Annotated in this window: 22 protein-coding genes; 10 read left to right on the top strand and 12 right to left on the bottom strand. The window is 72.0% G+C overall.

All coding sequences use genetic code 11. The features are described 5' to 3' along the window. The first annotated feature begins 120 nt into the window (after nt 1-120). Nucleotides 121-573: an SCP2 sterol-binding domain-containing protein gene (locus AB0F10_RS14940; protein WP_360623960.1), complete on the top strand. Its 453-nt coding sequence runs from the start codon at nt 121-123 to the stop codon at nt 571-573. 79 nt (nt 574-652) lie between these two features. Here the strand turns inward: AB0F10_RS14940 and purD are convergent, their stop codons facing one another. Continuing rightward, the gene (gene purD / locus AB0F10_RS14935; protein ID WP_360623958.1) at nt 653-1,894 is read right to left on the bottom strand and encodes a phosphoribosylamine--glycine ligase; all 1,242 of its coding nucleotides are present in this window, start codon (nt 1,892-1,894) and stop codon (nt 653-655) included. Nucleotides 1,895-2,122: 228 nt separating this feature from the next. On the opposite strand from purD, the gene AB0F10_RS14930 reads away from it, so the two are divergent. The 3 genes from AB0F10_RS14930 (at nt 2,123) to AB0F10_RS14920 (ending at nt 6,563) form a co-directional block, all read left to right on the top strand. Beyond that, the gene (locus AB0F10_RS14930; RefSeq protein WP_360623956.1) at nt 2,123-3,415 is read left to right on the top strand and encodes an adenylosuccinate synthase; all 1,293 of its coding nucleotides are present in this window, start codon (nt 2,123-2,125) and stop codon (nt 3,413-3,415) included. Between the two features lies 1 nt (nt 3,416). Continuing rightward, nucleotides 3,417-4,385 (top strand): hypothetical protein, encoded by a 969-nt coding sequence (locus AB0F10_RS14925; RefSeq protein ID WP_360623954.1) that lies wholly within the window; start codon nt 3,417-3,419, stop codon nt 4,383-4,385. A gap of 63 nt (nt 4,386-4,448) precedes the next feature. Further along, nucleotides 4,449-6,563 (top strand): chromosome partitioning protein, encoded by a 2,115-nt coding sequence (locus AB0F10_RS14920; protein WP_360623952.1) that lies wholly within the window; start codon nt 4,449-4,451, stop codon nt 6,561-6,563. A 57-nt stretch (nt 6,564-6,620) separates the two neighbouring features. On the opposite strand, the gene AB0F10_RS14915 is transcribed toward AB0F10_RS14920, so the two are convergent. Together AB0F10_RS14915 and AB0F10_RS14910 are read right to left on the bottom strand one after the other, a co-directional pair. Next, nucleotides 6,621-7,043, bottom strand: a complete 423-nt coding sequence (locus AB0F10_RS14915) for a DUF3151 domain-containing protein (protein ID WP_360623950.1) — start codon at nt 7,041-7,043, stop codon at nt 6,621-6,623. A gap of 58 nt (nt 7,044-7,101) precedes the next feature. Next, entirely contained in the window at nt 7,102-8,091 is a 990-nt protein-coding gene (locus AB0F10_RS14910; protein WP_360623948.1) for an ADP-ribosylglycohydrolase family protein, read from the bottom strand. An 18-nt stretch (nt 8,092-8,109) separates the two neighbouring features. Between AB0F10_RS14910 and AB0F10_RS14905 the strand changes: the two genes are divergently transcribed. Continuing rightward, a complete protein-coding gene (locus AB0F10_RS14905; RefSeq protein ID WP_360623946.1) occupies nt 8,110-9,318 on the top strand; it encodes a hypothetical protein in 1,209 nt (402 codons plus the stop codon). Between the two features lie 7 nt (nt 9,319-9,325). Here the strand turns inward: AB0F10_RS14905 and AB0F10_RS14900 are convergent, their stop codons facing one another. Next, complete coding sequence (locus AB0F10_RS14900; protein WP_360623944.1) at nt 9,326-9,874, bottom strand: hypothetical protein; 549 nt, start codon at nt 9,872-9,874, stop codon at nt 9,326-9,328. Between the two features lie 87 nt (nt 9,875-9,961). Continuing rightward, nucleotides 9,962-10,987 carry a class II fructose-bisphosphate aldolase gene (fbaA, locus tag AB0F10_RS14895; RefSeq protein WP_184998212.1) on the bottom strand — a complete coding sequence of 342 codons (1,026 nt, stop codon included), beginning with the start codon at nt 10,985-10,987 and terminating at the stop codon, nt 9,962-9,964. Nucleotides 10,988-11,168: 181 nt separating this feature from the next. On the opposite strand from fbaA, the gene AB0F10_RS14890 reads away from it, so the two are divergent. After that, nucleotides 11,169-11,363 (top strand): hypothetical protein, encoded by a 195-nt coding sequence (locus tag AB0F10_RS14890; protein ID WP_360623942.1) that lies wholly within the window; start codon nt 11,169-11,171, stop codon nt 11,361-11,363. Between the two features lie 97 nt (nt 11,364-11,460). Here AB0F10_RS14890 and AB0F10_RS14885 read toward each other — a convergent pair whose 3' ends face one another. Next, nucleotides 11,461-12,498: an LCP family protein gene (locus AB0F10_RS14885; RefSeq protein ID WP_360623940.1), complete on the bottom strand. Its 1,038-nt coding sequence runs from the start codon at nt 12,496-12,498 to the stop codon at nt 11,461-11,463. Then, entirely contained in the window at nt 12,495-12,977 is a 483-nt protein-coding gene (locus AB0F10_RS14880) for a SigE family RNA polymerase sigma factor (protein ID WP_360623980.1), read from the bottom strand. Before AB0F10_RS14880 ends, AB0F10_RS14885 begins: the two co-directional genes overlap by 4 nt. 98 nt (nt 12,978-13,075) lie before the next feature. On the opposite strand from AB0F10_RS14880, the gene AB0F10_RS14875 reads away from it, so the two are divergent. The 3 genes from AB0F10_RS14875 to AB0F10_RS14865 are packed head-to-tail and all read left to right on the top strand — an operon-like array spanning nt 13,076 to nt 17,964. Next, complete coding sequence (locus tag AB0F10_RS14875; protein WP_360623938.1) at nt 13,076-14,500, top strand: 3' terminal RNA ribose 2'-O-methyltransferase Hen1; 1,425 nt, start codon at nt 13,076-13,078, stop codon at nt 14,498-14,500. Next, entirely contained in the window at nt 14,497-16,995 is a 2,499-nt protein-coding gene (locus tag AB0F10_RS14870; RefSeq protein WP_360623936.1) for a polynucleotide kinase-phosphatase, read from the top strand. The genes AB0F10_RS14875 and AB0F10_RS14870 overlap by 4 nt, the downstream gene beginning before the upstream one ends. Before the next feature lie 54 nt (nt 16,996-17,049). After that, nucleotides 17,050-17,964, top strand: a complete 915-nt coding sequence (locus tag AB0F10_RS14865) for a DedA family protein (protein WP_360623934.1) — start codon at nt 17,050-17,052, stop codon at nt 17,962-17,964. 64 nt (nt 17,965-18,028) lie between these two features. Here the strand turns inward: AB0F10_RS14865 and AB0F10_RS14860 are convergent, their stop codons facing one another. From AB0F10_RS14860 to AB0F10_RS14845, 4 genes are all read right to left on the bottom strand, one after another. Continuing rightward, nucleotides 18,029-18,700, bottom strand: a complete 672-nt coding sequence (locus AB0F10_RS14860; protein ID WP_360623932.1) for a class II aldolase/adducin family protein — start codon at nt 18,698-18,700, stop codon at nt 18,029-18,031. A 107-nt stretch (nt 18,701-18,807) separates the two neighbouring features. Next, nucleotides 18,808-19,185: a metalloregulator ArsR/SmtB family transcription factor gene (locus AB0F10_RS14855; RefSeq protein WP_360623930.1), complete on the bottom strand. Its 378-nt coding sequence runs from the start codon at nt 19,183-19,185 to the stop codon at nt 18,808-18,810. Nucleotides 19,186-20,009: 824 nt separating this feature from the next. Continuing rightward, nucleotides 20,010-20,876, bottom strand: coding sequence for a hypothetical protein (locus AB0F10_RS14850; protein WP_360623928.1), 867 nt, complete (start codon nt 20,874-20,876; stop codon nt 20,010-20,012). A gap of 89 nt (nt 20,877-20,965) precedes the next feature. Continuing rightward, entirely contained in the window at nt 20,966-21,826 is an 861-nt protein-coding gene (locus tag AB0F10_RS14845; RefSeq protein ID WP_360623926.1) for a hypothetical protein, read from the bottom strand. Between the two features lie 347 nt (nt 21,827-22,173). Here AB0F10_RS14845 and AB0F10_RS14840 point away from each other — a divergent pair, with 347 nt between their 5' ends. After that, nucleotides 22,174-22,353, top strand: coding sequence for a hypothetical protein (locus AB0F10_RS14840; RefSeq protein ID WP_360623924.1), 180 nt, complete (start codon nt 22,174-22,176; stop codon nt 22,351-22,353). Between the two features lie 43 nt (nt 22,354-22,396). Here AB0F10_RS14840 and clpB read toward each other — a convergent pair whose 3' ends face one another. Beyond that, the gene (gene clpB / locus AB0F10_RS14835; protein ID WP_360623922.1) at nt 22,397-24,982 is read right to left on the bottom strand and encodes an ATP-dependent chaperone ClpB; all 2,586 of its coding nucleotides are present in this window, start codon (nt 24,980-24,982) and stop codon (nt 22,397-22,399) included. Nucleotides 24,983-25,074 lie beyond the last annotated feature (92 nt).

Here is a 25,074-nt window from a genome sequence, read left to right as displayed (position 1 = left end):
TTGGCAGAGACGGGGCTCACTGTCCACCGAGTGTTCGGGGGTTGAGACACTGCAATGTGACGCCGTTATCGCTAGGGTTACTCGCGAGTAGGTCTGGCGCTCATCCCGAAAGGTCCACCGATGACTGATTTCAGCCCCGAGTCGTTCGCCACGATCGGCCCCAAGGAGTTTGCACAGCTCGTCAAGTCCACTCCGGACTCGAAGCTCACCGAGGTGATGAGCAGCGAAAACCGGAACAAGATCCTGGACGAGGTGTTCAACCGGATGCCCACGCTGTTCCGCGCGGACCGCGCCGGTGCGACGCAGGCCGTCATCCACTGGAACATCTCGGGCGGCCCCGGCGACAGCACGGACAGCTACGAGACGGTGATCGAGAACGGCGCCTGCACGGTCACGAACCAGCCCGTCCGCGAGCCGAAGCTCAGCATGACGATGGAGCCGGTGACGTTCCTCAAGGTCGTGACGGGCGACGGCAACCCGATGATGATGTTCATGACGGGCAAGATCAAGGCGAAGGGCGACCTCGGCCTGGCGGCCTCGGTGGCCAAGCTCTTCGACATCCCGAAGAACTGACCGGGACCACCGCGCAGCGGCGTACCCGACTGGAAACGCCTCGCCAGGCCCGAGCGGCCCGGCGGGGCGTTCCCGTGTCTCAGAGCCTGATCCGGCCCTCAACGGCGCCGAGGGCGATGTCGCCGCGGTGGTGTGAGCCCTCCAGCGTGATGCTGTCGACCAGGGCGTAGGCCGCCGCGCGCGCCGCGGCGAGGTCCGGACCGGTCGCCGTCGCGCTGAGCACCCGGCCACCCGCCGACACCAGCGCGCCGTCCGCCCGGCGGGCCGTGCCCGCGTGGATCACGCCGGGCTGCTCGCCGCCGGAGATGACGTCGCCCGTGCGCGGCGTGCCCGGATAGTTGTGGCCGGCCACGACCACCGTGACCGCCGCGCCGTCGTGCCAGCGCAGCGGCGGGAGATCGGCAAGCGTGCCCGTCGCCGCGGCGTGCAGCAGCCCGCACAGCGGCGAGGCCAGCAGCGCCAGCACGACCTGGGTCTCCGGGTCGCCGAAGCGGGCGTTGAACTCGATGACCTTGGGGCCCTTGCCGGTCAGCGCCAGCCCAACGTAGAGCAGCCCGGCGAACGGCGTGCCCCGGTCGCGCATCTCGGCCAGCGTCGGCATCACGGTCTCGGCCATCACCCGCTCGACCAGGTCGGCCGGGGCCCAGGGCAGCGGCGCGTAGGCGCCCATGCCGCCCGTGTTCGGCCCCTCGTCGCCGTCGGCCACCCGCTTGAAGTCCTGCGCCGGCATCAGCGGCACCGCGGCCGTCCCGTCGGTCACCACGAAAAGCGACACCTCGGGCCCGTCCAGGAACTCCTCGATGACGACCCGGCCGCAGTCGCGGGCGTGCTCCTGCGCGACCGCGCGGTCCGCGGTGACCACGACGCCCTTGCCCGCGGCGAGGCCGTCGTTCTTCACCACGTAGGGCGGCCCGAACTCCTCGAGCGCGGCCGCGGCCTGCTCCGCCGTGGTGCAGGCGTAGGACCGGCCGGTGGGCACGCCCGCCGCCGCCATCACGTCCTTGGCGAACGCCTTCGAGCCCTCGAGGCGGGCCGCCGCGGCGCTCGGGCCGAAGCAGGCGATGCCCTTGGCGCGCACGGCGTCGGCGACGCCCGCCACCAGCGGCGCCTCCGGGCCGATCACCACCAGGTCGGCGGCGACCTCGACCGCGAGGGCCGCCACGGCGGCCGGGTCGTCGGCCCTGACCTCGCGCAGCTCGGCGATGGCGGCGATGCCCGGATTGCCCGGCGCCGCGATCAACTGCTCCACCGAGGGGTCCGCGGCAAGGCCGACGGCAAGGGCGTGCTCGCGGCCGCCGGATCCGATCAGAAGTACACGCACGCCGCAGATCCTACGGCCCGCCGACGATCACCGGACCGGTCGTCCACCGGTCCACTGTGTACGCGTCGCGACGGCCGGGCGCCTACCTGTGGATAACTCGCCGTAGCCTGTGGATAACCGGGTGCCGCCTGTCGGGAACCCCACGGCGGTGAAGTGCGGGGTCGCGTAAACTTCGGCAGTACCCGGGCCTCTCCGTGTACGACGTGTTTCAACGGAAGGCGTCATCAAGTGCCGGTGATCGTGTTGGTCGGCGCCCAGTGGGGCGACGAGGGCAAGGGCAAGGCCACGGACCTCCTGGGCGACCGGATCGACTACGTGGTCAAGTTCAACGGCGGTAACAACGCCGGCCACACCGTCGTCATCGAGGGTGAGAAGTACGCCCTGCACCTGCTACCGAGCGGCATCCTCACCCCCGGCGTGACGCCGGTGATCGGCAACGGCGTCGTGGTCGACCTCGCGGTGCTGTTCCAGGAGATCGACGGGCTCGAGGCGCGCGGCATCGACACCTCCCGGCTGCGGATCAGCGCGAACGCGCACGTCATCGCGTCATACAACCGCACCCTCGACAAGGTCAACGAGCGCTACCTGGGCGCCCGCCGGATCGGCACGACCGGCCGCGGCATCGGCCCGACGTACGCGGACAAGATGAACCGCCTCGGCGTGCGCGTGCAGGACCTCTTCGACTCCTCGATCCTGCGGCAGAAGGTCGAGGCGGCCCTGTCGTTCAAGAACCAGGTGCTCTCGAAGATCTACAACCGCAGCGCGATCAAGCCCGACGAGGTCATCGCCGATCTGCTCTCCTACACCGAGCGGCTGCGGCCGATGGTCGCCGACACCGCGCTCGAGCTGTCGCAGGCCCTGGACGCCGGCAAGGTCGTGCTCTGCGAGGCCGGCCAGGCCACGCTGCTCGACGTCGACCACGGCACCTACCCGTTCGTGACCAGCTCCAACGCGACCGCGGGCGGCGCCTGCACCGGCTCCGGCATCCCGCCGACCCGGGTCGACCGGGTGGTCGCGGTGCTGAAGGCCTTCACCAGCCGGGTCGGCGAGGGGCCGTTCCCGACCGAGCTGCACGACGAGATCGGCGACTACCTGCGCCGGGTCGGCCACGAGTTCGGCACCACCACCGGGCGCCCCCGCCGCATCGGCTGGCTCGACCTGGTCATGGGCCGCTACGCGCAGCGCATCAACGGCGTCACCGACTTCGTCCTGACCAAACTGGACAATTACGACGGCCTGGACGAGATCCCGGTCTGCGTCGCATACGACGTCAATGGCGTGCGGCACGACGAGATGCCCTACAGCCAGAGTGACTTCCACCACGCGACGCCGATCTACGAGACGCTGCCGGGCTGGAAGAAGGACATCAGCGGCGCCCGCACCTTCGCCGATCTCCCGGAGAACGCGCAGCGGTTCGTCGAGTTCGTCGAGGCGCGGATCGGCGCGCGGATCTCCGTGGTCGGCGTCGGCCCGGGTCGCGAGGAAGTCATCGAGCGGCACTCGGTGCTGAGCGGCGCCTGACGTGTACGACGTCATCCTGCTCAGCCTCGCCGAGGGTGGCGGCTCCTCCGCGGGCTCCTGCGGCTCGGCCTGCGGGGGCTGCGGCCCGGCGGAGGCGCAGGCCTGCGACACCCCGCGCGTACCGGTGCTGAAGTGCGCGGACGCGCTCACCCGGTCCGGCGCGCGGGTCGAGACCGTCACCGCGTCCTCCGACGCGGAGATCGACGCGGTCATCGCGCGGTTCGACGCCGCGGGCCGTCCCGACGGTCTGGCCTGGCCCGACACCGACAGCAAGGTGCGGCTGGTGGTCGCCACGGCGGCGGACGGCCAGCTACGCGCCGTGCTGCGGCGGCTGGTCCGGCGCTACGCCCCGCCGCCCAGCAGGCGACCGGCCGACCTGGCCGACGACCGCACGGTGCCCGACCTGCCGCCGATCGCGATCCTGCCGCTCGACCCGGCCGGCACCACCGACCTCGCCGCCCAGTTGGGCCTGCCGCGCGAGCCGGCCGCGGTCGCCGCGGCCGTGCTCGGCGACACCGTCCGCCGACTCGACCTGCTGCGCAACGACGGCGGCTCGGTCACCGTCGACGGCGCGCTGATCGGCGGCGCGGACGACAGCGGCGCGGCCGTGCCCTGGCGCGGCCGCATCGAGGTCGACGACGCCGTGCTCTCCGACGGCAGCGACCGGATCATCGCGTGCGCGATCGGCAACGCCGGCGCCTACGCCGAGTTCGACGGCCTGCCCCTGCTCACCGACGGAGACCCGACCGACGGCCGGGTCGAGGTCGCGGTGGCGGTCCCGGTGGTCGTCGAGCGACGATTCAAGAAGCCGAGGGTACGCATCGAGGTGCGCCGGGCCCGCGGAAGAGCGGTGTCGGTGCTTCCCCGCGACGGTGAGCTGCAGTTCCTCGACGACGGCGTGGCCGGCACGATGAGCCGCAAACGCTCGTGGTGGACCGAGCCGGGGGTCTGGGCGGTGTACGCGGGCTGATCGGCTGTGCGAGGCTGAAACAGCATTCAGGTACGAATCTTTGCCGACGGGGAGGTCGCATCCGTGGAGGACGAGAATGCCGACCGCGTCTACGTCCCGGGCACGAACGGTGCCCCGCCCGACCGTGACGTCGAGCCGTTCTGGCCGCCGGAGGAGCTGAGCGCTCCGGTGCACGGCGGCAAGCCGGTGCCTCGGGACGCACCCCAGGCATTCCCGCTCCCGCCGGTGTCCGCGCCCCAGCCGGGTGACCCCGCGGTCTACCGACCGATCGACCGGGCCGTGCCACCGCAGCCGGCGCCGCCGGTGTTCCATCAGCAGGCGCCCCCGCCGGCGCCCCGGCCGCAGCCGATGTCGAGCCCGGACTCGTCCTCCCAGCCGTGGCCGAACATCCCGTCGCGGTCCGCGGCTACGGCAGCGCAGCCCGGCCATTTCTCCGGGTCCGCCGCCGTCTCTCCCGCCGCGCCGGCCGCCACGACCGCCACGCCGGCCCCGGACGATCCCGCCACGGTCGGCATCACCGCCGTCGCGCCCGTTTCCGGGACCGCACCGGCCGGCGGCCCGGCGGCGGCCACGCCGATCGGCGCCGCGCCGGCCGGCGGCTCGACCGCCACACCGATCAGCGCCGCAGCGGCCGGCGGTACGGCCGCCGCGCCGTTCGGCGGCGCGCCGGAGGGCGGGGAGGCGACCGTCGCGTCGGACTCGCCGTGGGCCCAGCCGCCACAGCGTCCGGCACCCGTTCAGCCGCCCGCCGCCGGCCACCCGGGCACCGCGCAGCCCGCGCGGCGCACCGGCCCGGAGACCGCCGAGCCGGCGCCGCGGGCGGGCGCGAACGCGGTCGTGCCGGGCCTCGGCGCCGCCTACCACCCGGCGGTCGCGCCGCGGCAGAGCCCCGAGAATTCCGACGCGCAGCACTCGGGCGCGGTCTACCGCCCGGGACCGGTCGGCCCTGACCCCCGCGCGAACGGCCCGCACCAGGAGAGCCCGGCGGTACCCCAGCAGCGCGCCCCGCACGCCGGCCAGTCCCAGCCCGGACCGCCTCAGCACGCCCCGGTTCCACCGCAGCAGCAGTGGGCGGCGAACGGCCAGGCCGTGCCGACGCCACCCGGCCCGTACCCGCCCGCGGTCGACCCGCGGGCCGCGGGGCCGCACCCCCCGGTCCAGCCGCCGGTCCCCGGCCCGCAGCACGCGCCCGGCCGGCCCCCGCCGCCCGCCGACCCGTACCAGCAGCTGCCCTGGGTTTCGGACGGCACCCCGACCGCCGAGGAGTTCGCGCGGCGCCGGCTGGCGAAGCCGGCCGAGCCGACCGCGACCATGGGCGCCCGGGCCATGCTGCAGAAGGGCACGATGGGCCTGGTCCGGCTGGCGCCGGGCAAGCGCGAGCAGGAGTACAAACAGGACGTCGAGATGGTCCGGCGCAACTTCGGCGGGCTGCGGCAGGTCACCGTGGTCAACCCGAAGGGCGGTGCCGGCAAGACCGTCGCCGTGCTGCTGCTGGCGATGACCTTCGGGCAGAAGCGCGGCGGCTACGTGCTGGCCTGGGACAACAACGAGACCCAGGGCACCCTCGGCATGCGGGCGCAGCAGGACTTCCACGCCCGCACGGTCCGCGACATGATGCGTGACCTGCAGTTGTTCCGGGGCTCGCACGGCCGGGTCGGCGACCTGAGCCAGTATGTGCGGGCGCAGGGCGAGGGCATGTTCGACGTGCTCGCGTCCGACGAGTCCGCGACGGCCGGCGAGATGCTCACGGCCAGCGCGTTCGCGGAGATCCGGGAGATCGTCAGCCGGTTCTACAAGCTGATCTTCGTGGACACCGGCAACAACGTCCGGGCGCAGAACTGGCAGGCCGCGATGGACGCCACCGACCAGCTGGTGATCACGATGTCGGCCCGTAACGACTCGGCCGAGACCGCGGCGCGCATGCTCGACCACCTGGAGCAGAGCGGCCGGCAGCGGCTGGTCCGCCAGGCGGTGAGCGTGGTGACGATGCCGCCGACCCGCAAGGACATCGACCTGCCGGCCATCCAGCGCCACTTCGCGGCCCGCACCCGCGCGGTGCTGCTGGCGCCCTACGAGAAGCTGATCGACTCGGGCGAGCCCCTGCGATACGGCCAGTTGTCGGCCGGCACCCGCGACTCCTGGCTCAAGATCGCCGCCGCGGTCGCCGAGGGTCTCTAGCCGCCGAAACGGAAGGCCAGACCGCTGCGCGGCCTGGCCTTCCCGGGTGTCCTGGGATCAGTTGAGCGCGTCCGCCGCGGCCGGGTCGCTGTCGCGCAGGAACTGGGCGCAGCGCGCCGCCTCGTCCGACTCGCCGATCTCGGCGGCCGCCAGCGACAGGCTGTGGAGGCAGCGCAGGAAGCCCTGGTTCGGCGCGTGCGACCACGGCACCGGGCCGTGGCCCTTCCAGCCGTTGCGGCGCAGCGCGTCCAGGCCGCGGTGGTAGCCGGTGCGGGCGTACGCGTAGGCCGTCACCGGCTGCTTCTCCGCCAGCGCGCTCGCGGCAAGCGCGGCCCAGCCGCCGCTGTAGGCCGGGAAGCGGGCCGCGACGGACTTGTAGGCGTCGTCGGTTCCGGCGCTCGCCGCCGCGGCCAGGGCGGCGTCGGCCTCGGTCTCGGCGGGGAGGCGGGTGGCCGGCGGCTCGGGAAGGAGGTTCTGCATGGCCCTATTCAACCCCGTTGACCCAATGCGTCCGGGCGCGGGTCGCGCAGGTCACCCGCTAGTCCCACGCGGCGCCGAGCGCGTGCAGCCGGTCCGCGTACTCGATCCGCTCCCGCCAGGCCGGCGGCCAGGCCGCGAGGCCGAGCGACGCGCCCGCGAAACCGCCCGCGAGGCAGGCGATGGAGTCGGAGTCGCCGGAGGAGGCCGCGGCGCGGCCGAGGACGGCGACCGGCTCGTCCGGCGAGATGAGGTAGCAGTACAGGGCGGTGGCCAGCGCCTCCTCGGCGATCCAGCCGGCGCCGGTGGCCAGGCACGGGTCGCCGGCGAACGTACCGCGGCGCAGCGCGTCGTCGACCCGGGCCAGCGCCGCCGCGCACTCGTCCCAGCCGCGGGCGATGAAGTCCTCCGGCGTCCCCGCCGTCGGCCGCTGCCACAGGTCGCCGAGCCAGTCGTGGTGATAGACCGAACGCTGCGCGGCGCAGCGGTCACGGAGCCGGTCCAGCAGGTCGCGCGGCGCGACGCCGTCGGCGAGCCACCGTACGGCGAACGCCGTCAGCTCACTGGCCGCCAGCCCGGTCGCGTGCCCGTGGGTGAGCCCGGCCTGCAGTTGCGCGGCACCGGAGCGCTGCTCGTCGGTGAGCCCGGGCGCCAGGCCGACCGGGGTGACGCGCATGTTCGCGCCGCACCCCTTCGAGTCGAGCTGTGAGGCCCGCTGCCAGGGCCGGCCGTCCGCGAGGTCGCCGCACGCGCGCAGGCAGGTCATCCCTGGGGCGCGGTTGTTGTCCGGGCTGATCGCCCAGTCGAGGAACGCCTGCCGCAGCGCCGGCTCCAGGCGCCCCGGTGCCGGATCCCCGGCTGCGACCAGGGCCTCACCGACCGCGAGCATCATCTGCGTGTCGTCGGTGACCAGCGCGGGATCGCCGCTCAGCTCGAGCGGCCCGGCCGGGCCGTGTTCGGCGACGATGGTGGCGTAGTCCTGGAATTCCGTCGGCTTGCCCAACGAGTCCCCGTACGCCAATCCGAACAACGAACCGGAGGCCTTTTCCACGGTGACTACCCTACGGTGATGCCCGGTGATCCATTGAAGCCCCTGTTCGGCGGCGCCACATCCTTCGACGCCACGGCCGGCGAGGTCGAGTCCCGCGCCGAATTCGACCTCCACCTCGCCGAGCGGTCGCTCGCCGGGCTGATCGTGCTCGGGCTCCGCCTCGATCTCGACCCGCCGGACTTCACCGGCGTCGACGTCGCGGGCACCCTGTTCGTCGGCTGCCGGCTGGCCGGGGCCGAGGTCGAGATCGACCTGATCGGCCGCGGCGCGCACCTGGTGCCGCCGTTCGACGCCCGGCCGTACCCGACCCATCCGGCGCACCTGTACACGCCGGAGGACCTCGCATACGGCTTCGCGGCCGACGGCTTCGCGGGCATGTACGACACCTGCGTCTACCAGCATTTTCTCGAGCACGGCGGCGCGGCACCCGACCTGCGGGAGGCGATCGCGCAGCGGCTGCACGACGCCGGTGTCGACAACGCGCTGGGCAAGGCCCTGGCGGCGTGGGTGCACGCGCACGGCGCCCGCGGGGCGGTCGGGATCATGGGCGGGCACGCGGAGCCGCGCGGCTCCGACGCGTACCGGATGGCGGCGACCCTGGCCTGGCGCCTGGCCGGCGCCGGGCGGCTGATCGTGACCGGCGGCGGGCCGGGTGTCATGGAGGCCGCCAACCTGGGTTCCTACTTCGCCACCCGCACGGCCGGCGAGCTGGCCGACGCGATCGACCGGCTCGCGCCCACGCCGGACTTCCTGGACCACGATCCCTACACGGCGGCGGCGCTCGCGGTGCGGAAGGCCTATCCCGCGCCGTCCTCCGCCGTCGGCGATGTGGTCGGACGCCTCGGGCACGGCGGCCTGGCGCTGCCGACCTGGCTGTACGGGCACGAGCCGGCGAACCTCTTCGCGGGCCAGATCGGCAAGTACTTCTCGAACGCGGTCCGGGAGGACTCGATCCTGCGCCTGTCCCGCGGCGGCATCGTCTTCGCGCCGGGCTGGGCCGGCACGGTCCAGGAGGTCTTCCAGGCGGCGACCAAGACGTTCTACCGCACCGACGGCCCGTCCGGCGCCTTCGTCTTCCTCGGCGTCGACCACTGGTCGGCGCTGCCGGTGGAGGCCCTGCTCAGGCCGCTGCTGGCCCGCTCGCCGCACGGCGATCAGTCGGACCTGATCCTGGTCACCGACGACCTGGACGAGGCGGTCCGCGCCCTCAGCATCGACGACGCCTAAGGCGCGGTCAGGCGACGCGGACCCGGCTCCAGTTGTTCACCGGGAGATCCATCTCCGGTACGTCGGTGAGGCCGTTCTCGTCCATGGCGTTGAAGACCGCCAGGCGGGCGCCCTCGAAGAGGAACTCGACCGCATGCAGCACCCGGGGACGCCACTCGGCGACCGTGGTCCGTTCGACGATGTTGACCTCGCGCAGCACCTTGCCGCGGGCCCTGCGCAGGGCCGCGTGCGGGTCCGCGCGCCAGTCAAGCTGGATGCCCGTCGAGTACCAGTCGATGGGCGCGCTCATATCCACCTGATCCCAGGTTATTGCGCATTCGTCGAACTTACGGTGAGTTATTTCGACGTTGGTGTCACCAAAGCCGAGGATCACCGGCCCGTCCCCGAACCAGCCGCGCTCGGAGAGATCCCACATCAGCCAGCCGGCGACGAGCTCACGACCGATGAGCCGGGAAAACCGCGCTCGGTGCACGGCGGCAAGCGCCTCGGCGTCGTGGTGCCACTCGGGCTCGTACCCCCCGATGCCGAGCATGATCACCACCCTCGTCCGGGACAAGGCGACGATCGTACCCATGCCTCTGCGTAGTGCCGCAACACGAGAACGGCCGGCCCCCACGTTCGGGGACCGGCCGTTACCGGTGAGTTACTTCTTGAGGGTGGTGCCCGTCGAACGCAGGTGCTCGCACGCCTCGACGACGCGCTTGGCGAGGCCGTCCTCGGCCAGCTTGCCCCAGGCGCGCGGGTCGTACTGCTTCTTGTTGCCGACCTCGCCGTCGATCTTCAGCACGCCGTCGTAGTTGCGGAACATGTGGTCCGCGACCGGGCGGGTGAAGGCGTACTGCGTGTCGGTGTCGATGTTCATCTTGACCACGCCGTAGTCCAGGGCGCCGTGGATCTCCGAGAGCAGCGAGCCGGAGCCGCCGTGGAAGACCAGGTCGAACGGCTTGTCCTTGCCGTACTTCGCGCCGACCGCCTCCTGGATCTCCTTGAGGATCTCCGGGCGCAGCTTGACGTTGCCGGGCTTGTAGACGCCGTGCACGTTGCCGAAGGTCAGGGCCGTCATGTAGCGGCCCTTCTCGCCCAGGCCCAGCGCGGCGGCCGTGGCGAGGCCGTCCTCGACCGTGGAGTAGAGCTTGTCGTCGATCGCGGCGGTTACGCCGTCCTCCTCGCCACCGACCACGCCGACCTCGATCTCGAGGATGATGTGCGCGGCGGCCGAGAGGGCGAGTAGCTCCTCGGCGATCTGCAGGTTTTCGTCGACCGGCACGGCGGAGCCGTCCCACATGTGCGACTGGAACAGCGGCGCCCGGCCGTTCGCGACCCGCTCCTTGGAGAGCGCGAGCAGCGGGCGCACGTAGGAGTCGAGCTTGTTCTTGGGACAGTGGTCCGTGTGCAGCGCGATGTTGACCGGGTAGTTCTTGGCCACCTCGGTCGCGTACTCGGCGAGGGCCACCGCGCCGGTGATCATGTTCTTCACCGTTGGGCCGGACGCGTACTCGGCGCCGCCGGTGGAGACCTGGACGATGCCGTCGCTGCCCGCCTCGGCGAAGCCCTGCAGGGCCGCGTTGAGCGTCTGCGAGGACGTCACGTTGATCGCGGGGTACGCGAACGCGCCTGCCTTGGCGCGGTCGAGCATCTCGGCGTAGACCTCAGGGGAAGCGATGGGCATCGGTGCGCTCCTTGATCTCAAACGGAAGCAGAGGGCAGGACCGCGCTGTCCTCCAGCAGGCAGTATTCCGCAGTCACTATCCGCGACGGAAATCGGCCCGTGACCTGAGCGCCCGTTTGGGTCCGATCACGCTGGGGACCCGTCAGCATGAGGGAGTGCCCGTGAGCTGGAGGGAGTCACGATGAAGTACCCGGAGGACGAGCGCCGCCTGGACGCGCCGGAGGGCGACGCCGCCGAGCAGGCCACGGTTGCCGACCCCGCCGCGATCGACGACGCCGACGAGGAGGAGCCGGCGCTCCCGCGGTCGATCGAGGTCTCCGAGTGGGACGCGCTGGAACAGGCCAAGGTCGTGCACCTGGAGGACGAATACCGCTGACCGAAAGTCCGCCGCAACAGGTGATTTCACCCCGATGCTCGCGTTCGTGGCGGGCACCGCCGGTGGCCGTCGCCCCGGTGGCACCCGCCCCGCGGTGCTATCTCAGGACATAGGCGGGGTTGGCGGCACTCCACGCGGCCAGGTCGTCGCCCCGGATGGCCGCATACAGCTCCGGGCCGACCTCGGGATAGATCCGCTCCCGGCCGTTGCCCATCGACCGGAAGCCCGGCTCGCCGACGCCGACGACCTCGGCCGCACCCTGCGCCACGGCGACCACCAGCGCGCCGGCGTCGCCGTCGATCTCGATGTCGCCCTTGCCCGCCGACAGCAACTCGTTGATCCGGATCGGGGAGTGGATGGTGCCGTCGCCGGTCAGCTTGGCCGCCAGCGAGCGCAGGAAGACCTGGGCGTTGCGATCGCGGTCGTAGCTGCCGTTCGGGAGCCCGTAGCGGGCCCGCAGGACCGGCGCGACGTCGTCGGCGCCCAGATGCTGACAGCCCTGGGGGTATTTCCTGCCGTTGTGCACGGATCTGATGGGCTGGGGCAGGCACATGTCGACCCCGCCGACGGCCGCGGTGATCGCCCTCAGCGCCCGGAGGCCGATCGTCACGGTCGCGTCGAAGTCGACCCCGGTCAGGTCGGTGACGGCCCTTGCGGTGAGCGCCGGGCCGCCGCGCGACAGCGTCTCGCTGAGCCTGGCCCGGGTGCCGCCGGGCAGTTCCACCTCGCCGTCGCGTGGCAGGCTGACCAGGTAGACCCGGCTGCGGTCCGCCGGCACGTGAATGATCATCACCGTGTCGGCGAGCCGGCTCTTCGGGTCCTGCCGGCCCGGCCGGTTGTCGTCGCCGAGCAGCAGCACGTCCAGCGCGCCGTCCGGCACGGGCGCGGCGGGGAACGGGTCGGCCGCCACCGGCGTCGTCGGCGCCTGGTGCTGCCAGCGCTCCACGATCACCGGCACCGCGGCGCCGGCCATCAGCCCGGCGGCGGCCGCCGCCCCGGCGGTGCGGCGGAACACGCGGCGGCGCCGGGCCCGCAGCCAGGCGATATCGATCCTGGCACGCACCGGGCCGGCGGCCGGAACCATGACCTCGTGCCGCTCGAAGGCGGCCCGCAGTTCTTCCTCGATCGGGCTCATCGGGCCTCCACCAGCTCGGTGCGGAGCGCGGCGAGCGCCCGCGAGATCGACGAACGGACCGTGCCGACGGCGCAGCCGAGCGCCTCGGCGATGTCCGCATCCGGCAGGTCTTCGTAGTAGCGCAGGACGAGGGCCGCCCGCTGCCGGCGCGGCAGCCGGGCCAGCAGGCTCCAGACCCGGTCCCGCTCGGCGGTCTCGTCGGCGTGATCGGAGGACACCACGCGCACCGGGCCGGGCTCCGGGCGCAGCAGCACCCGTTTCAGCCAGGAGCCCCGGCGCAGGTCGATGAACTGGTTGGTCAGCATCTTGCGCACGTAGCCGTCGGGCGAGTCGCTGCGGGCCACGCGCCGCCAGTTGAGCTGGACGCGGACCATGGTGTCCTGGACGAGATCCTGCGCCGTGTGCTCGTCGCCGGTGAGCATGACGGCATAGCGCAGCAGCGCGCCAAGCCGGCTGTCGGCGAATTCCTCATAGGTCACGGTCACCTCCGCACCTACGACGGTTTCGGACCCCGGAATCATTGCGGTGCCCGTCAAATGGGTCGCCGCCGATGGCGGCCCGCTGCGATCATCGGCCGGTGCTGCTCACCGTGACGACCACCCGCCGGCCGGCGACCGACCTCGGTTACCTGCTGGTCAAGCACCCCGACAGGGTGCACTCCTTCGACGTGCCCACCGGAACGGCGCACGTGCTGTTCCCGGAGGCGGCCGAGGACCGGTGCACCGCCGCGCTGCTGCTGGACGTCGATCCGCTGCGGCTCGGCGCCGCGCGCGGCGGCCGCGGGCAGCAGCCGGCGCCGGAGTCGTTCACGCTGGGGCAGTTCGTCAACGACCGCCCGTACGCGGCGTCCAGCCTGCTCGCCGGCGCGCTCGCCAAGGTCTTCCGCAGCGCGCTGCGCGGCGAGTCGAAGGACCGCCCGGAGCTGGCCGGCGAGGCCATCCCGCTGGAGATCCACGTGCCGGTGCTGCGCTGCCGGGGCAGCGCCGTCGCGCTGTTCGAGCCGCTGGGCTGGGCGGTCACCGCCACCGCGATCCCGCTCGACGACGTGCCCGACGGACACCCGCTCGCCGGCGACAGCCCGTACGTCGATCTCCAGCTGACCGGCACGCTGCGGCTCGCCGACGCCCTCAATCACCTGTACGTGCTCCTGCCCGTCCTCGACGACGCCAAGCACTACTGGGTGGCGCCCGACGAGATCGACAAGCTGCTGCGCGCCGGTGAGGGCTGGCTGGCCGGCCACCCGGAGAAGGAGCTGATCACCCGGCGCTACCTGGCCCACCAGCGCTCGCTGGCCACCAGCGCGCTCGAACGGCTGGACCGGGCCGACCCGGACTCGGTCGACGTGCCGGCCGACACGGTCGCGGACGAGGAGGCCGAGCTTCCGGTGGCCCGCCGGCGGCCGCTCGCCGGACAGCGGCGCGACGCGGTCCTGGCCGTGCTCGCCGAGTCCGGCGCGACCCGCGTGCTCGACCTCGGCTGCGGCGGCGGTGCGCTGCTCGCCGGGCTGATGGCCGACCGCCGCTACACGGAGATCGTCGGCACCGACGTGTCGTCGCGCGCCCTCGACCTGGCTCACCGCCGGCTGCGGCTGGACCGGCTGCCCGACCGGCAGCGCGGCCGGGTGACGCTGTGGCAGTCGGCGCTGACCTACCGCGACGACCGGCTGCGCGGCTACGACGCGGCGGTGCTGATGGAGGTCATCGAGCACCTGGACCCGGCCCGGCTGCCCGCGCTCGAGGCCTCGGTCTTCGGCCACGCCGGCCCGGCGACGGTCGTCGTGACCACGCCGAACGTCGAATACAACGTGCTGTACGAGGGACTGACCGGCCTGCGCCACTCGGACCACCGCTTCGAGTGGACCCGCGAGGAGTTCCAGGCCTGGGCCACCCGCACCGCGGCCGGGCACGGCTACGAGGTCGCCTTCCGCGGCGTCGGCGACGCCGACGCCGAGCGGGGCGCACCCACCCAGATGGCGATCTTCACCAGGCAGGAGCGGGCATGACCGAGATCGACATCCCTGAGCTCGCACTCGTCGCGCTGGTCGGCATCTCCGGATCCGGCAAGTCGACGTTCGCCCGCGAGCACTTCAAGGCGACCCAGGTGCTCTCCTCCGACTACTTCCGCGGCCTGGTCGCGGACGACGAGAACGACCAGTCCGCGTCCGGGGACGCCTTCGAGGCGCTGCACTACGTCGCCGGCAAGCGGCTGGCCGCCGGCCGGCTCACCGTCGTCGACGCCACCAACCTGCAGACCCACGCGCGGGCCGGCCTGGTCCGGCTCGCCCGCGAGCACGACGTGCTGCCGGTCGCGGTGGTGCTGGACGTGCCGGAGGCGCTGGCCTGGGAGCGTACGCAGGCCCGCGAGGACCGCGCGTTCGGCCGCCAGGTCCTCGGCCGGATGCACCGCGACCTGCGTCGCTCGCTGGGGCAGCTGGGCCGGGAGGGCTTCCGCAAGATCCACGTGCTGCGCGGCGCGGACGAGATCGCGGCCGCCACCATCCGCACCGAGAAGCTGTTCAACGACAAGCGCGAGGTCACCGGCCCGTTCGACATCATCGGCGACGTGCACGGCTGCCGCGCCGAGCTGGAGACCCTGCTGACCACGCTGGGCTACGGGCTGGTGCGCGACGACCTCGGCCGCCCGGTGGACGCGGTGCACCCGGACGGCCGTACGGCCGTCTTCGTCGGCGACCTGGTGGACCGCGGCCCGGACTCCCCCGGCGTGCTGCGCCTGGTCATGGGCATGGTCGCCGCCGGAACGGCGATCTGCGTGCCGGGCAACCACGAGCAGAAGCTGGCCCGCCGGCTCGCCGGGCGCAATGTGCAGCTCACCCACGGCCTGCCGGAGACGCTCGAGCAGCTGGCCCGGGAGGACGAGACCTTCGTCTCCCAGGTCCGTTCGTTCATCGACGGCCTGGTCAGCCACTACGTGCTCGACGGCGGCCGGCTGGTCGTCGCGCACGCCGGGCTCAAGGAGGCCTACCAGGGCCGCGCGTCCGGCCGGGTCCGCTCGTTCGCCCTGTACGGCGAGACCACCGGCGAGACCGACGAGTACGGCCTCCCGGTGCGCTACCCGTGGGCCCGCGACTACCGCGGATCGGCGGCGGTCGTCTACGGCCACACGCCGACCCCGGAGCCGGAGTGGATCAACAACACCATCTGCCTCGACACGGGGTGCGTGTTCGGCGGCCGGCTGACCGCCCTGCGCTGGCCGGACCGCGAGCTCGTTTCGGTGCCGGCCGAGCGGGAGTACTACGCGCCGGCCCGCCCGCTGGCGCCGGTCGACAGCCGGCCCGACGAGGGCCTCGACCTGGCGGACGTCACCGGGCGGCGGCACATCGACTACGGGTACGGCCGCACCACGGTCGCCGCGGAGAACGCCGCCGCGGCGCTCGAGGTGATGAGCCGCTTCGCGCTCGACCCGGCGACGCTGGTGTGGCTGCCGCCGACGATGGCGCCGTGCTCGACGTCGACGATCGAGGGCTACCTCGAGCATCCGTCGACGGCGTTCGCGGACCTGCGCTCGGCGGGCGTCACGACGGTGATGTGCGAGGAGAAGCACATGGGCTCCCGCGCGGTGATCCGTGTCTCCCGGTCCGGCGAGGGGGATGCGATCTGGACCCGTACCGGCCGGCCGTTCTTCGACGCCGAGCGCAACCGCGCGCTGCTGGCCGGGGTCCGCACCGCGGCCGCGAAGATCTTCGACGAGCTGGACACCGGGTGGCTGCTGCTCGACGCGGAGCTGCTGCCCTGGTCGGCGAAGGCCGGCGGCCTGATCCGCGAGCGGTACGCGAGCGTCGGCGCCGCCGGACGTGCCGCGCTGCCGGCCGCCCTCGCCGTGCTCGGCCGGGCCGCCGGGCGCGGGCTGGACGTGTCCGGGCTGCGGGACCGCCTCGAACTGCGCGCGGCGGAGATCGAGGGCTACTCGGCGGCGTACCGGGCGTACGTCCAGCCGACCGACGCCCTGACCGGCGTGACGCTGGCGCCCTTCGCGGTGCTGGCGGGCGCGGGGGTCAGCTACAGGGGGTTCGACCACGGCTGGCACCTGGGCATCGCCGACCGGCTGGTGGAGGCCGACCCGGTGCTGTTCACGCCGACCCGGCGCCTGGTGGTCGACCTGGCCGACCCCGAGGCGGAACGGGCCGCCACCGACTGGTGGCTGGACCTGACGGCCGCGGGAGGCGAGGGAATGGTCGTCAAGCCGTACGCCGGGCCTGGCGCGACCGACGCGAAGGGACGGCTGGTGCAGCCGGGGGTGAAGTGCCGCGGCCGGGAGTATCTGCGGATCATCTACGGCCCGGAGTACACCCGCCCTGAGCAGCTCGAACGGCTTCGGCAGCGCTCGCTGGGCCGCAAGCGCGGCCTGGCCCTGCGCGAGCACGGCCTCGGCCTGGCGGCGCTGGACCGGCTGGCCGAGGGTGCGCCGCTGTGGCGCATCCACGAGCTTGTCTTCGCCATCCTCGCGGCGGAGTCGGAGCCGGTGGACCCGCGCCTGTAATACACAGCATTCGAACAGGTGGCTGCGGTGCGGCGGCCGGTACCCTGGCTCCTCGTGGACATCCATGCGCTCTCCGAGCAGCTCGCCCTGAACCCGACGGACCCGACGGCCCTGCTGCGGACCTTCGGTTTGATCGGCGTCTGGGCGATTCTCTTCGCGGAGACGGGCCTGCTCATCGGCTTCTTCTTCCCGGGCGACTCCCTGCTGTTCCTGGCGGGCGTCGCGGCGTCCCCGGTGGCCGACTCGATGTTCGGTGACGGCACCAAGGTCTCGCTGGCCGGCCTGCTGATCGGCGCGCCGCTGTGCGCGATCGCGGGCGCGCAGCTCGGCCACCTGCTCGGCGCGAAGTATGGCCGGCGCATGTTCGACCGCCCGGACAGCAAGCTGTTCAAGCGGGAGTACGTCGAGAAGGCGGAGTACTACTTCGAGAAGTTCGGCCCGGCCAAGGCTGTGGTCCTGGCCCGCTTCATCCCGATCGTCCGCACCTTCCTGAACCCGGTCGCGGGCACCCTGGGCATGCCGGCCCGCCAGTTCTTCATCTGGAACGTGGTCGGCGCGGTCCTCTGGTGCGACGGCGTGATCCTGCTCGGCTACCTGCTGGCCGATCAGATCTACCAGGCCGTCGGCGACAAGATCGACCGCTACATCCTGCCGGTGGTCGCCCTGATCGTCCTGATCTCGGTGCTCCCGATCCTGATCGAGATCCTCCGCGAGCGTAAGGCGAAGAAGAAGGCGCAGGCGGCCGCGGGCGCGGCCACCGCGATCGGCGTGGTGGCGGCCGCGACCGTGGTCGGCATGGCGGAGGCCATCACGGATCACGAGCCCGGACACCACGGCCACCACGAGGCCGGGCACCACGAAGCCGGGCACCGCGAGGCTGGACACCACGGATCCGACCACCGCGAGGCGGGCCTCTACGGGACCCGCCAGCAGGACCCGGGCCACCACGAGCCGCGACACTCGGCATAGCGACAACGACGAGAACGCCCCGCGGTCCGGCTCTGGGGAGAGCCGGACCGCGGGGCGTTCTTCGTCACACTGCGATCGCTGTCGGTGCGAGCGAGGCCAGGCGGTCCAGGAACTCCTCCGGGACTTCGCGGAGGTGCTCCAGGCGGCCCAGGGTCAGCGCCTTGTAGGTCAGCGCCGCGGCCTCTTCCAGGTTGCGGGCCCGCTTGTGTGCCAACTCGACCGTGTCGGCCATCACGACGCAGCCGTGCTGGCTCAACACCAGGCAGTCTGTGCCGTCGGCCGCCATGGCCGCCGTCAGCGCCGCCACCTCCGTGCTGCCCGGGATGCGGAACGGCACGGTGGAGACGCGCTTCAGGTAGAAGGCATGATCGGTGGTGACGATGCGGACGTGCTCACCGAGTGCGTCCAGTAGCAGCGCCGTCTGCGGGTGCAGGTGTACCACCGCGTTCACGTCCGGGCGGGCACGGTACAGCGCCAGGTGGAGGGCGATTTCACTGGTCGGGGCTATGCGCGGGGCCGGAAGTGCTCCGATGGTCGCAGGCGCGCCGTCGGAGATCTGTACCGGTGCGAAGGCCGTCCGGCTGAGTCTGTCCAGCCAGGCGCCGCTCGCGGTCACCCAGCAGGCGTCCTCGTCCGGAATCCGGGCGGACAGATTGCCGCCGGAGCCACAGACCAGTCCGGCCTGAACCACGTCATAGCCCACGTGCGCGAGCTGGTCGCGCAGATCGCCGGGCACATAGTTCACCCGTTAACTCCTAGGGTCCGGGGGGTGGATCCTGATGGAGGTGGCCGGCCTGGCGTCACGCCCAATCAACGGTGACGCCAGGCTTTGTCGGGTCTATTTCAGCGGGCCTTCTTCGTGGCCCGCTTGCGTGGCGGGGTGAGAAGATCCGCGATGGTAGCGATCGCGGACGGGACCAGCCGGTAGTAAGCCCACACGCCGCGCTTCTCGCGCTCGAGCAGGCCCGCCTCCGTCAGAATCCGCAGGTGATGGCTCACGGTCGGCTGCGACAGCCCCAGCGGGGCAGTCAGGTCGCAGACGCACGCTTCGCCGTCCGTAGCGGACTGGATGAGGCTGAGCAGTCGAAGCCGAGCCGGGTCGGCGAGTGCCTTCAGCACCCCCGCCAGTCGCTCAGCATCCGCTTTTTCAATTGGCTCGCCGGCAAGCGGCGAGATCTGAGGCATTGTCATTTCCGCCAACGCAGTTCCCACGATCTCCATCCTTCCACCAACTGCATCGATTCTCCTGCATGTGCGCAGGAACGAACCGGCTAACTTTCAGGCCGTAAGGCCGAGATCGATCGAACGGTAGGCCGATCGGTACGTCTGTCCGGCACCCCGCACGGCAGCGTCCGCACTCCGATCGACCATTCCCGCGACACCGACTTCGGTCTCTGCCTCCTGCAACGCCTCAGCCGCCGTCTGGTCGCTGCTCATCGCCGTCGAGCTCTCGATCCCCGCCCCCGGAGTGAGACGCCCCACATTGTCGATTCACGATCAGGACGGTGACCGTCCGACGTCCGCCCGGTCGTCGGAAGGTGCCGTGTACTGCACCGTCACACGGTTTGGGTCGAGGTCACAGTCAACTTCACGACCCGATGAAAGCACGACACAACGCTACGCGACGGGCAATTCAGCGATGAATTTACGCAGGTCGTGGCGGGCTTCCATGACATCGAGCGTACGTCGTGACGGAAAACTGGAACGTTCTGCCCCGCCAGGGCGGAAAGGAACTATTGACCCAGGGCATTGCCTCGCCGGTACAGGAAATGTTGTTAACTGAAGCGGCCGTCACCCACCCTTTCGAACAGGCATAGACGCAGCTCAAAGCACCTTTTGACGGGGTCGGGCGGGGGTCGGCAGACAACGACGGTCATCGAACGATGACGCACCGACACCGTTGTCATCGTCACACGTCTGCCCGTCCAGCGAAAAACACTCACCGAGCGGTGAACCGAAAACGGCCAGACAGCGAAATCGGGCACATCCTCGGCGCACAACGTTACCCGTTCGGGTGACCCACGTCGGTCGATGGATGTAGCCCGTCAGTTGGACGGACGCGACCAGTACTCATCGTCCGGGCCCGGTTGCGGCCGCTCGACGGCCGGCGGGGGCGATGGGTACGGCGATCCGTAGCCCCCGGCCGGCGGGGCGTACGGCGATGCCTGGCCGTCGGCGGGCGGGGCGTACGGCGACGACCCGTCCCCGGCGGGCGGGGGGTACGGCGATCCGTAGCCCCCGGCTGGCGGCGCCGCGAAGCCGCCCACGGCCTGCGGGCCGTAGCCCGGCGGCACGCCCGGATAGCCGGCGGCGGACGGCGCGGCGAAGGGGTCCGGCGGCAGCGGCTTCGGCGCCCGCCCGAAGTACGTGCCGGGCGCGGCCAGCAGCAGCAGGCTGACGACCAGGTACCCGGCCATCTGCGCGACGCTCAGGGAGACGTTGAGCCCGACCCAGGACCCCGGGTAGGCCTCGGCCAGCGCGGCCCCCAGCGTGCCCTGGGTCGCGTCGTCGCCGAACTGGACGGCCATGACGAGCGTCGAGGTGCAGCCGGCGAGCAGGCCGAGGCCGGCGGTCACCCAGGTGGCGATCCGGGCGGTGTTGCTGCCCCGCAGCAGCCCGAGCGCCAGCACGACGCAGACCGCGAAGAGGATCACGGCGAGCACCGCACCCACCGCGGCCATGATCCAGACGACGCCGGCCAGGCCGTCGACGTCCACACCGTCCGAACCGCCGGCCGCGGCGCGGAACCGGTCGATCGTGCCGGGCGCGATCGCGATCGCGGCGATCGCGTACGCGAGCCCGGCCACCGCCATCACCATCAGCAGGATGGACGCGGCCACCACCGGCACGGGCCGGCGTGGCGTAACCGCGGGTGCCGCCTGCGCGACCGGCGGCTGCATTGCGTACGACATGGACGTCTCCCGGTGATCCGTTGCGGACGAACCTACCCGGACACGCAGCGCGCCGCCGGGGCGAGCCGGCGGCGCACGACGAGCGGGGTTCAGGCGGGATCGGTCGGCGAGCGGCCCGGCCGGTCCTCACCGGGCGGCGGGGGCGGCGGTGCGCTCCACGGATCGCTGGGCGAGGCCGGGTCCGGCGTGGCACCCGGAGACTCTCCCGCGGCCGGCCCGGGGGCCGGCGGGACGGATGCGGGCGGGGTGGTCTCCCCGCCCGGATAGGCCGGGTAGGACGGCTGGCCCGGATACTGCGGCTGACCCGGATACTGCGGCTGGCCCGGGTACGGCGGCTGGTGTGCCGGATATCCCGGGTGGTCGAGCGGGTTCCAGGTGGCGGCCGCCTTGCGGAAATACGCGTTCGACGCCGGCAGCGCCAGCAGGATCACGGCGCCCAGCAGCGCGAGCACGATGACAACGGTCAGCAGCGTCTCGGTCGGCTTGTACCAGCTCGGCAACGCCTCGGAGAGCCGCGTCTCGAGCTCCTTGGGGCTGGGCCCCGCGTTGCCGTTGGTCTCCATGCCCGCCAGGCCGCCGCTCACGGCGTTGCCGAGCAGGCCGACGCCGTTGCAACAGAGGTAGATGCCGCCGACCACCCAGGTGGTGATCCGCGCGCCCTGCTTGCCACGGCCGTCGAAGATCGCGAGAACCGCCAGGGCCGCGGCGAACGCGATGCTGATCACCGTGGTGACGACGGCGACCCCGGTGATCACGCTCTCCAGGCCGGCGTTCGCGGTGCCCTCGTACATCTCGGCGTAGACGTCTCTGGTGGTCCCGATCGTGGTCAGGGACAGCACCGCCCCGATCACCGACACGGCCGAACTGAGGTAGAGCAGATAGGACGAGATCGTCACCACCGACGGGCGCGATCTCGGCGCTGACACTCCCGGGTACATCGGATCAGACACGGCGTTCCCTCCTAGATCCACTAACGGTATCGGTCGCGCGCCATATCCGTCGACCAACCGGCGCCGAGCCGGGCCGTATGGCAACATCGCCCGATGTAGCACTAAATCGGACGATATATGTCGCTCATTCAGGGGGGCGACAGAGTCGATCGACCGCCCTACACTTCCATCTCGTGGCGCGCCGCAGGCAGCAGAGAGCTCCGGCGGCGCCCCCTGCCCGGCCGCGTCGCCGCCCCCGCTCAGAGACAGCCGGGGCCCAGGCAGACCGGATACGGGCTCCCTCCCGATTACGCCGGCCGCGTGACCAGTCCGCGGCCGCACAGACTCGACAAGGACCGGTGAGTCCCATGCCGCACGCAGACACCCTGACCGTCGTGCACCACGACGACACCAGAACCAGCTACACCGACGTTCGTTACCAGTTGCACCGCGACGGGATCAGGATCTGGTCCGAGGAGGGCGAGCACGCCTTCACGGACATCCTCATGACACACGCCTACCGGCAGCGAGACGCCCAGGCGAGCTAGGACGCGACGGAGGGGCCCCGGTCACCCGGGGCCCCTCCGCTTCTCAGGAATGGACCGAGAGCCCGTCCTTCGCGTCGTTCAGGTCCACCACGACGGTGTCGCCGTCGACGATCTCGCCCGCGAGCAGCGCCTTCGCCAGCGAGTCGCCGATCGACGACTGCACCAGCCGGCGCAGCGGCCGGGCGCCGTAGATCGGGTCGTAGCCCCGCTCGCCCAGCCACAACACCGCGGCGTCGGAGACCTCGAGGCTGAGCCGCCGGTCGGCGAGCCGGGTACGCAGCCGGCCGAGCTGGATGTCCACGATGGCCGCCAGGTCCTGAGCGGTCAGCGCCTGGAACACCACGATGTCGTCGAGCCGGTTGAGGAACTCCGGCTTGAAGTGCGCCCGCACCGCCGCCATGACCTCCTCGCGCCGCTCCTCGGCGCCGAGGGTGAAGTCGGAGATGACCGACGACCCCAGGTTCGAGGTGAGCACCAGGATCGCGTTGCGGAAGTCGACCGTGCGGCCCTGGCCGTCCGTGAGCCGCCCGTCGTCGAGCACCTGCAACAGCGTGTCGAAGACGTCCGGATGCGCCTTCTCGACCTCGTCGAGCAGCACCACCGAGTAGGGCCGCCGCCGCACCGCCTCGGTGAGCTGCCCGCCCTCCTCGTAGCCGACGTAGCCGGGCGGGGCGCCCAGCAGCCGGGCGACGGAGTGCTTCTCGCCGTACTCGCTCATGTCGATGCGGACCATGGCGCGTTCGTCGTCGAACAGGAAGCCCGCGAGGGCCTTGGCGAGCTCGGTCTTGCCGACGCCGGTGGGGCCCAGGAACAGGAAGCTGCCGGTCGGGCGGTCCGGGTCGGCCACACCCGCCCGGGCCCGGCGTACGGCGCCCGAGACCGCCGCGACGGCCTCGGCCTGGCCGACCACCTTGGCCTGCAGCGACTCCTCCATGCGCAGCAGCTTGGCGGTCTCGCCCTCCATCATCCGGCCGGCCGGGATGCCCGTCCACGAGGCGATGACCTCGGCGATGTCGTCCGCGGCCACCTCCTCCTTGACCATCGGCGGCTCGGTCTTCTCCTCCTCGGCGGCCGAGGCGTCCTCGATCTCGCCCATCAGCGCCGGTATCTCCTGGTACTGCAGGCGGGATGCCTTCTCCCACTCGGCGTCGCGCTGCGCCCGCTCCAGATCGGCCTGCGCCTCGTCGAGCCGCTTCTTCAGCTCGCCGACCCGGTTCAGGCCGCTGCGCTCGCGCTCCCAGCGGGCGTTCAGCGCGGTCAGTTCCTCCTCGCGGTCGGCGAGGTCGCGCTCCAGCCGCTGCAGCCGGGTGATCGACGCGGGGTCGGTCTCCTTCGCCAGGGCGAGCTTCTCGACGCGCATCCGGTCGACCTGGCGCTGCAACTGGTCCAGCTCGACCGGCCGGGAGTCGATCTCCATGCGCAGCCGCGAGGCCGCCTCGTCGATCAGGTCGATGGCCTTGTCGGGCAGGAACCGGTCGCTGATGTAGCGGTCGGAAAGGGCCGCCGCCGCGACCAGCGCGGCGTCGGTGATCTGCACCCGGTGGTGCGCCTCGTAACGGCCCTTGAGCCCGCGCAGGATGCCGATGGTGTCCTCGACGGTCGGCTCGCCGACGACCACGGGCTGGAAGCGCCGCTCGAGCGCGGGGTCCTTCTCGATGTGCTCGCGGTACTCGTCCAGGGTGGTCGCGCCGACCATCCGCAGCTCACCGCGGGCCAGCATCGGCTTGAGCATGTTGCCGGCGTCCATCGAGCCCTCGCCCTTGCCCGCGCCGACGACGGTGTGCAACTCGTCGAGGAAGGTCACGACCTGGCCGTTGGAGTTGCGGATCTCCTCGAGCACGCTCTTGAGCCGCTCCTCGAACTGGCCCCGGTACTGCGCGCCGGCGACCATCGCGCCGAGGTCGAGCGAGACCAGCTTCTTGTCGCGCAGCGTCTCGGGGACGTCGCCCGCCACGATGCGCTGGGCCAGGCCCTCGACGATCGCGGTCTTGCCGACCCCGGGCTCACCGATCAGCACCGGGTTGTTCTTGGTACGCCGCGACAGCACCTGCACCACGCGACGGATCTCGGCGTCGCGCCCGATCACCGGGTCGATCTTGCCGTCGCGGGCCAGCGCGGTCAGGTCGACGCTGTACTTCTCGAGCGCCTTGTAGGTCTGCTCGGGCTCGGCCGTGGTGACCCGGCGGTCGCCCCCACGGACCGAGGGGAACGCCGCGACCAGCGTCTCCTCGGTGGCGCCGACGTCGCGCAGCGCCTTGCCGACCGCGCCGCCGACGCGGGCCAGGCCGGCCAGCAGGTGCTCGGTGGAGACGTACTCGTCGCCCAGCGGCTTGGCGATCAGCTCGGCCTCGCCGATGGCGTTGACGAACTCCCGCGACAGGCTGGGCTCGGCGGTGCTCGCCCCGCGGGCGGAGGGCTGCTGCTCGACCGCGCGTACGGCCGCGCGGCGCACGTCCGCCGGATTGGCGCCGACCGCGCGCAAAAGGGCCGCCGCGGTGGAGCCGCCGGTGTCGAGCAGCGAAAGGAGCAGGTGCCACGGCTCGACGGTGGCGTGGCCGCGCTGGTTCGCGTCGGCGACGGCCCCGGTGATGACGTCGCGGCTCTTGGTGGTCAGGCGTTCGGTGTTCATGAGCTCCCCTGGAAACGGATCTTCTTCCCCAGTAGTCCAGCAATCCGAGACTTGAGCCTATTCCACTCAACTCTAGGTCGGCGACCCGGACG

Source organism: Actinoplanes sp. NPDC026623, assembly GCF_040638275.1.
GTDB lineage: Bacteria > Actinomycetota > Actinomycetes > Mycobacteriales > Micromonosporaceae > Actinoplanes.
This window is presented reverse-complemented; position numbering and strand designations above follow the sequence as displayed.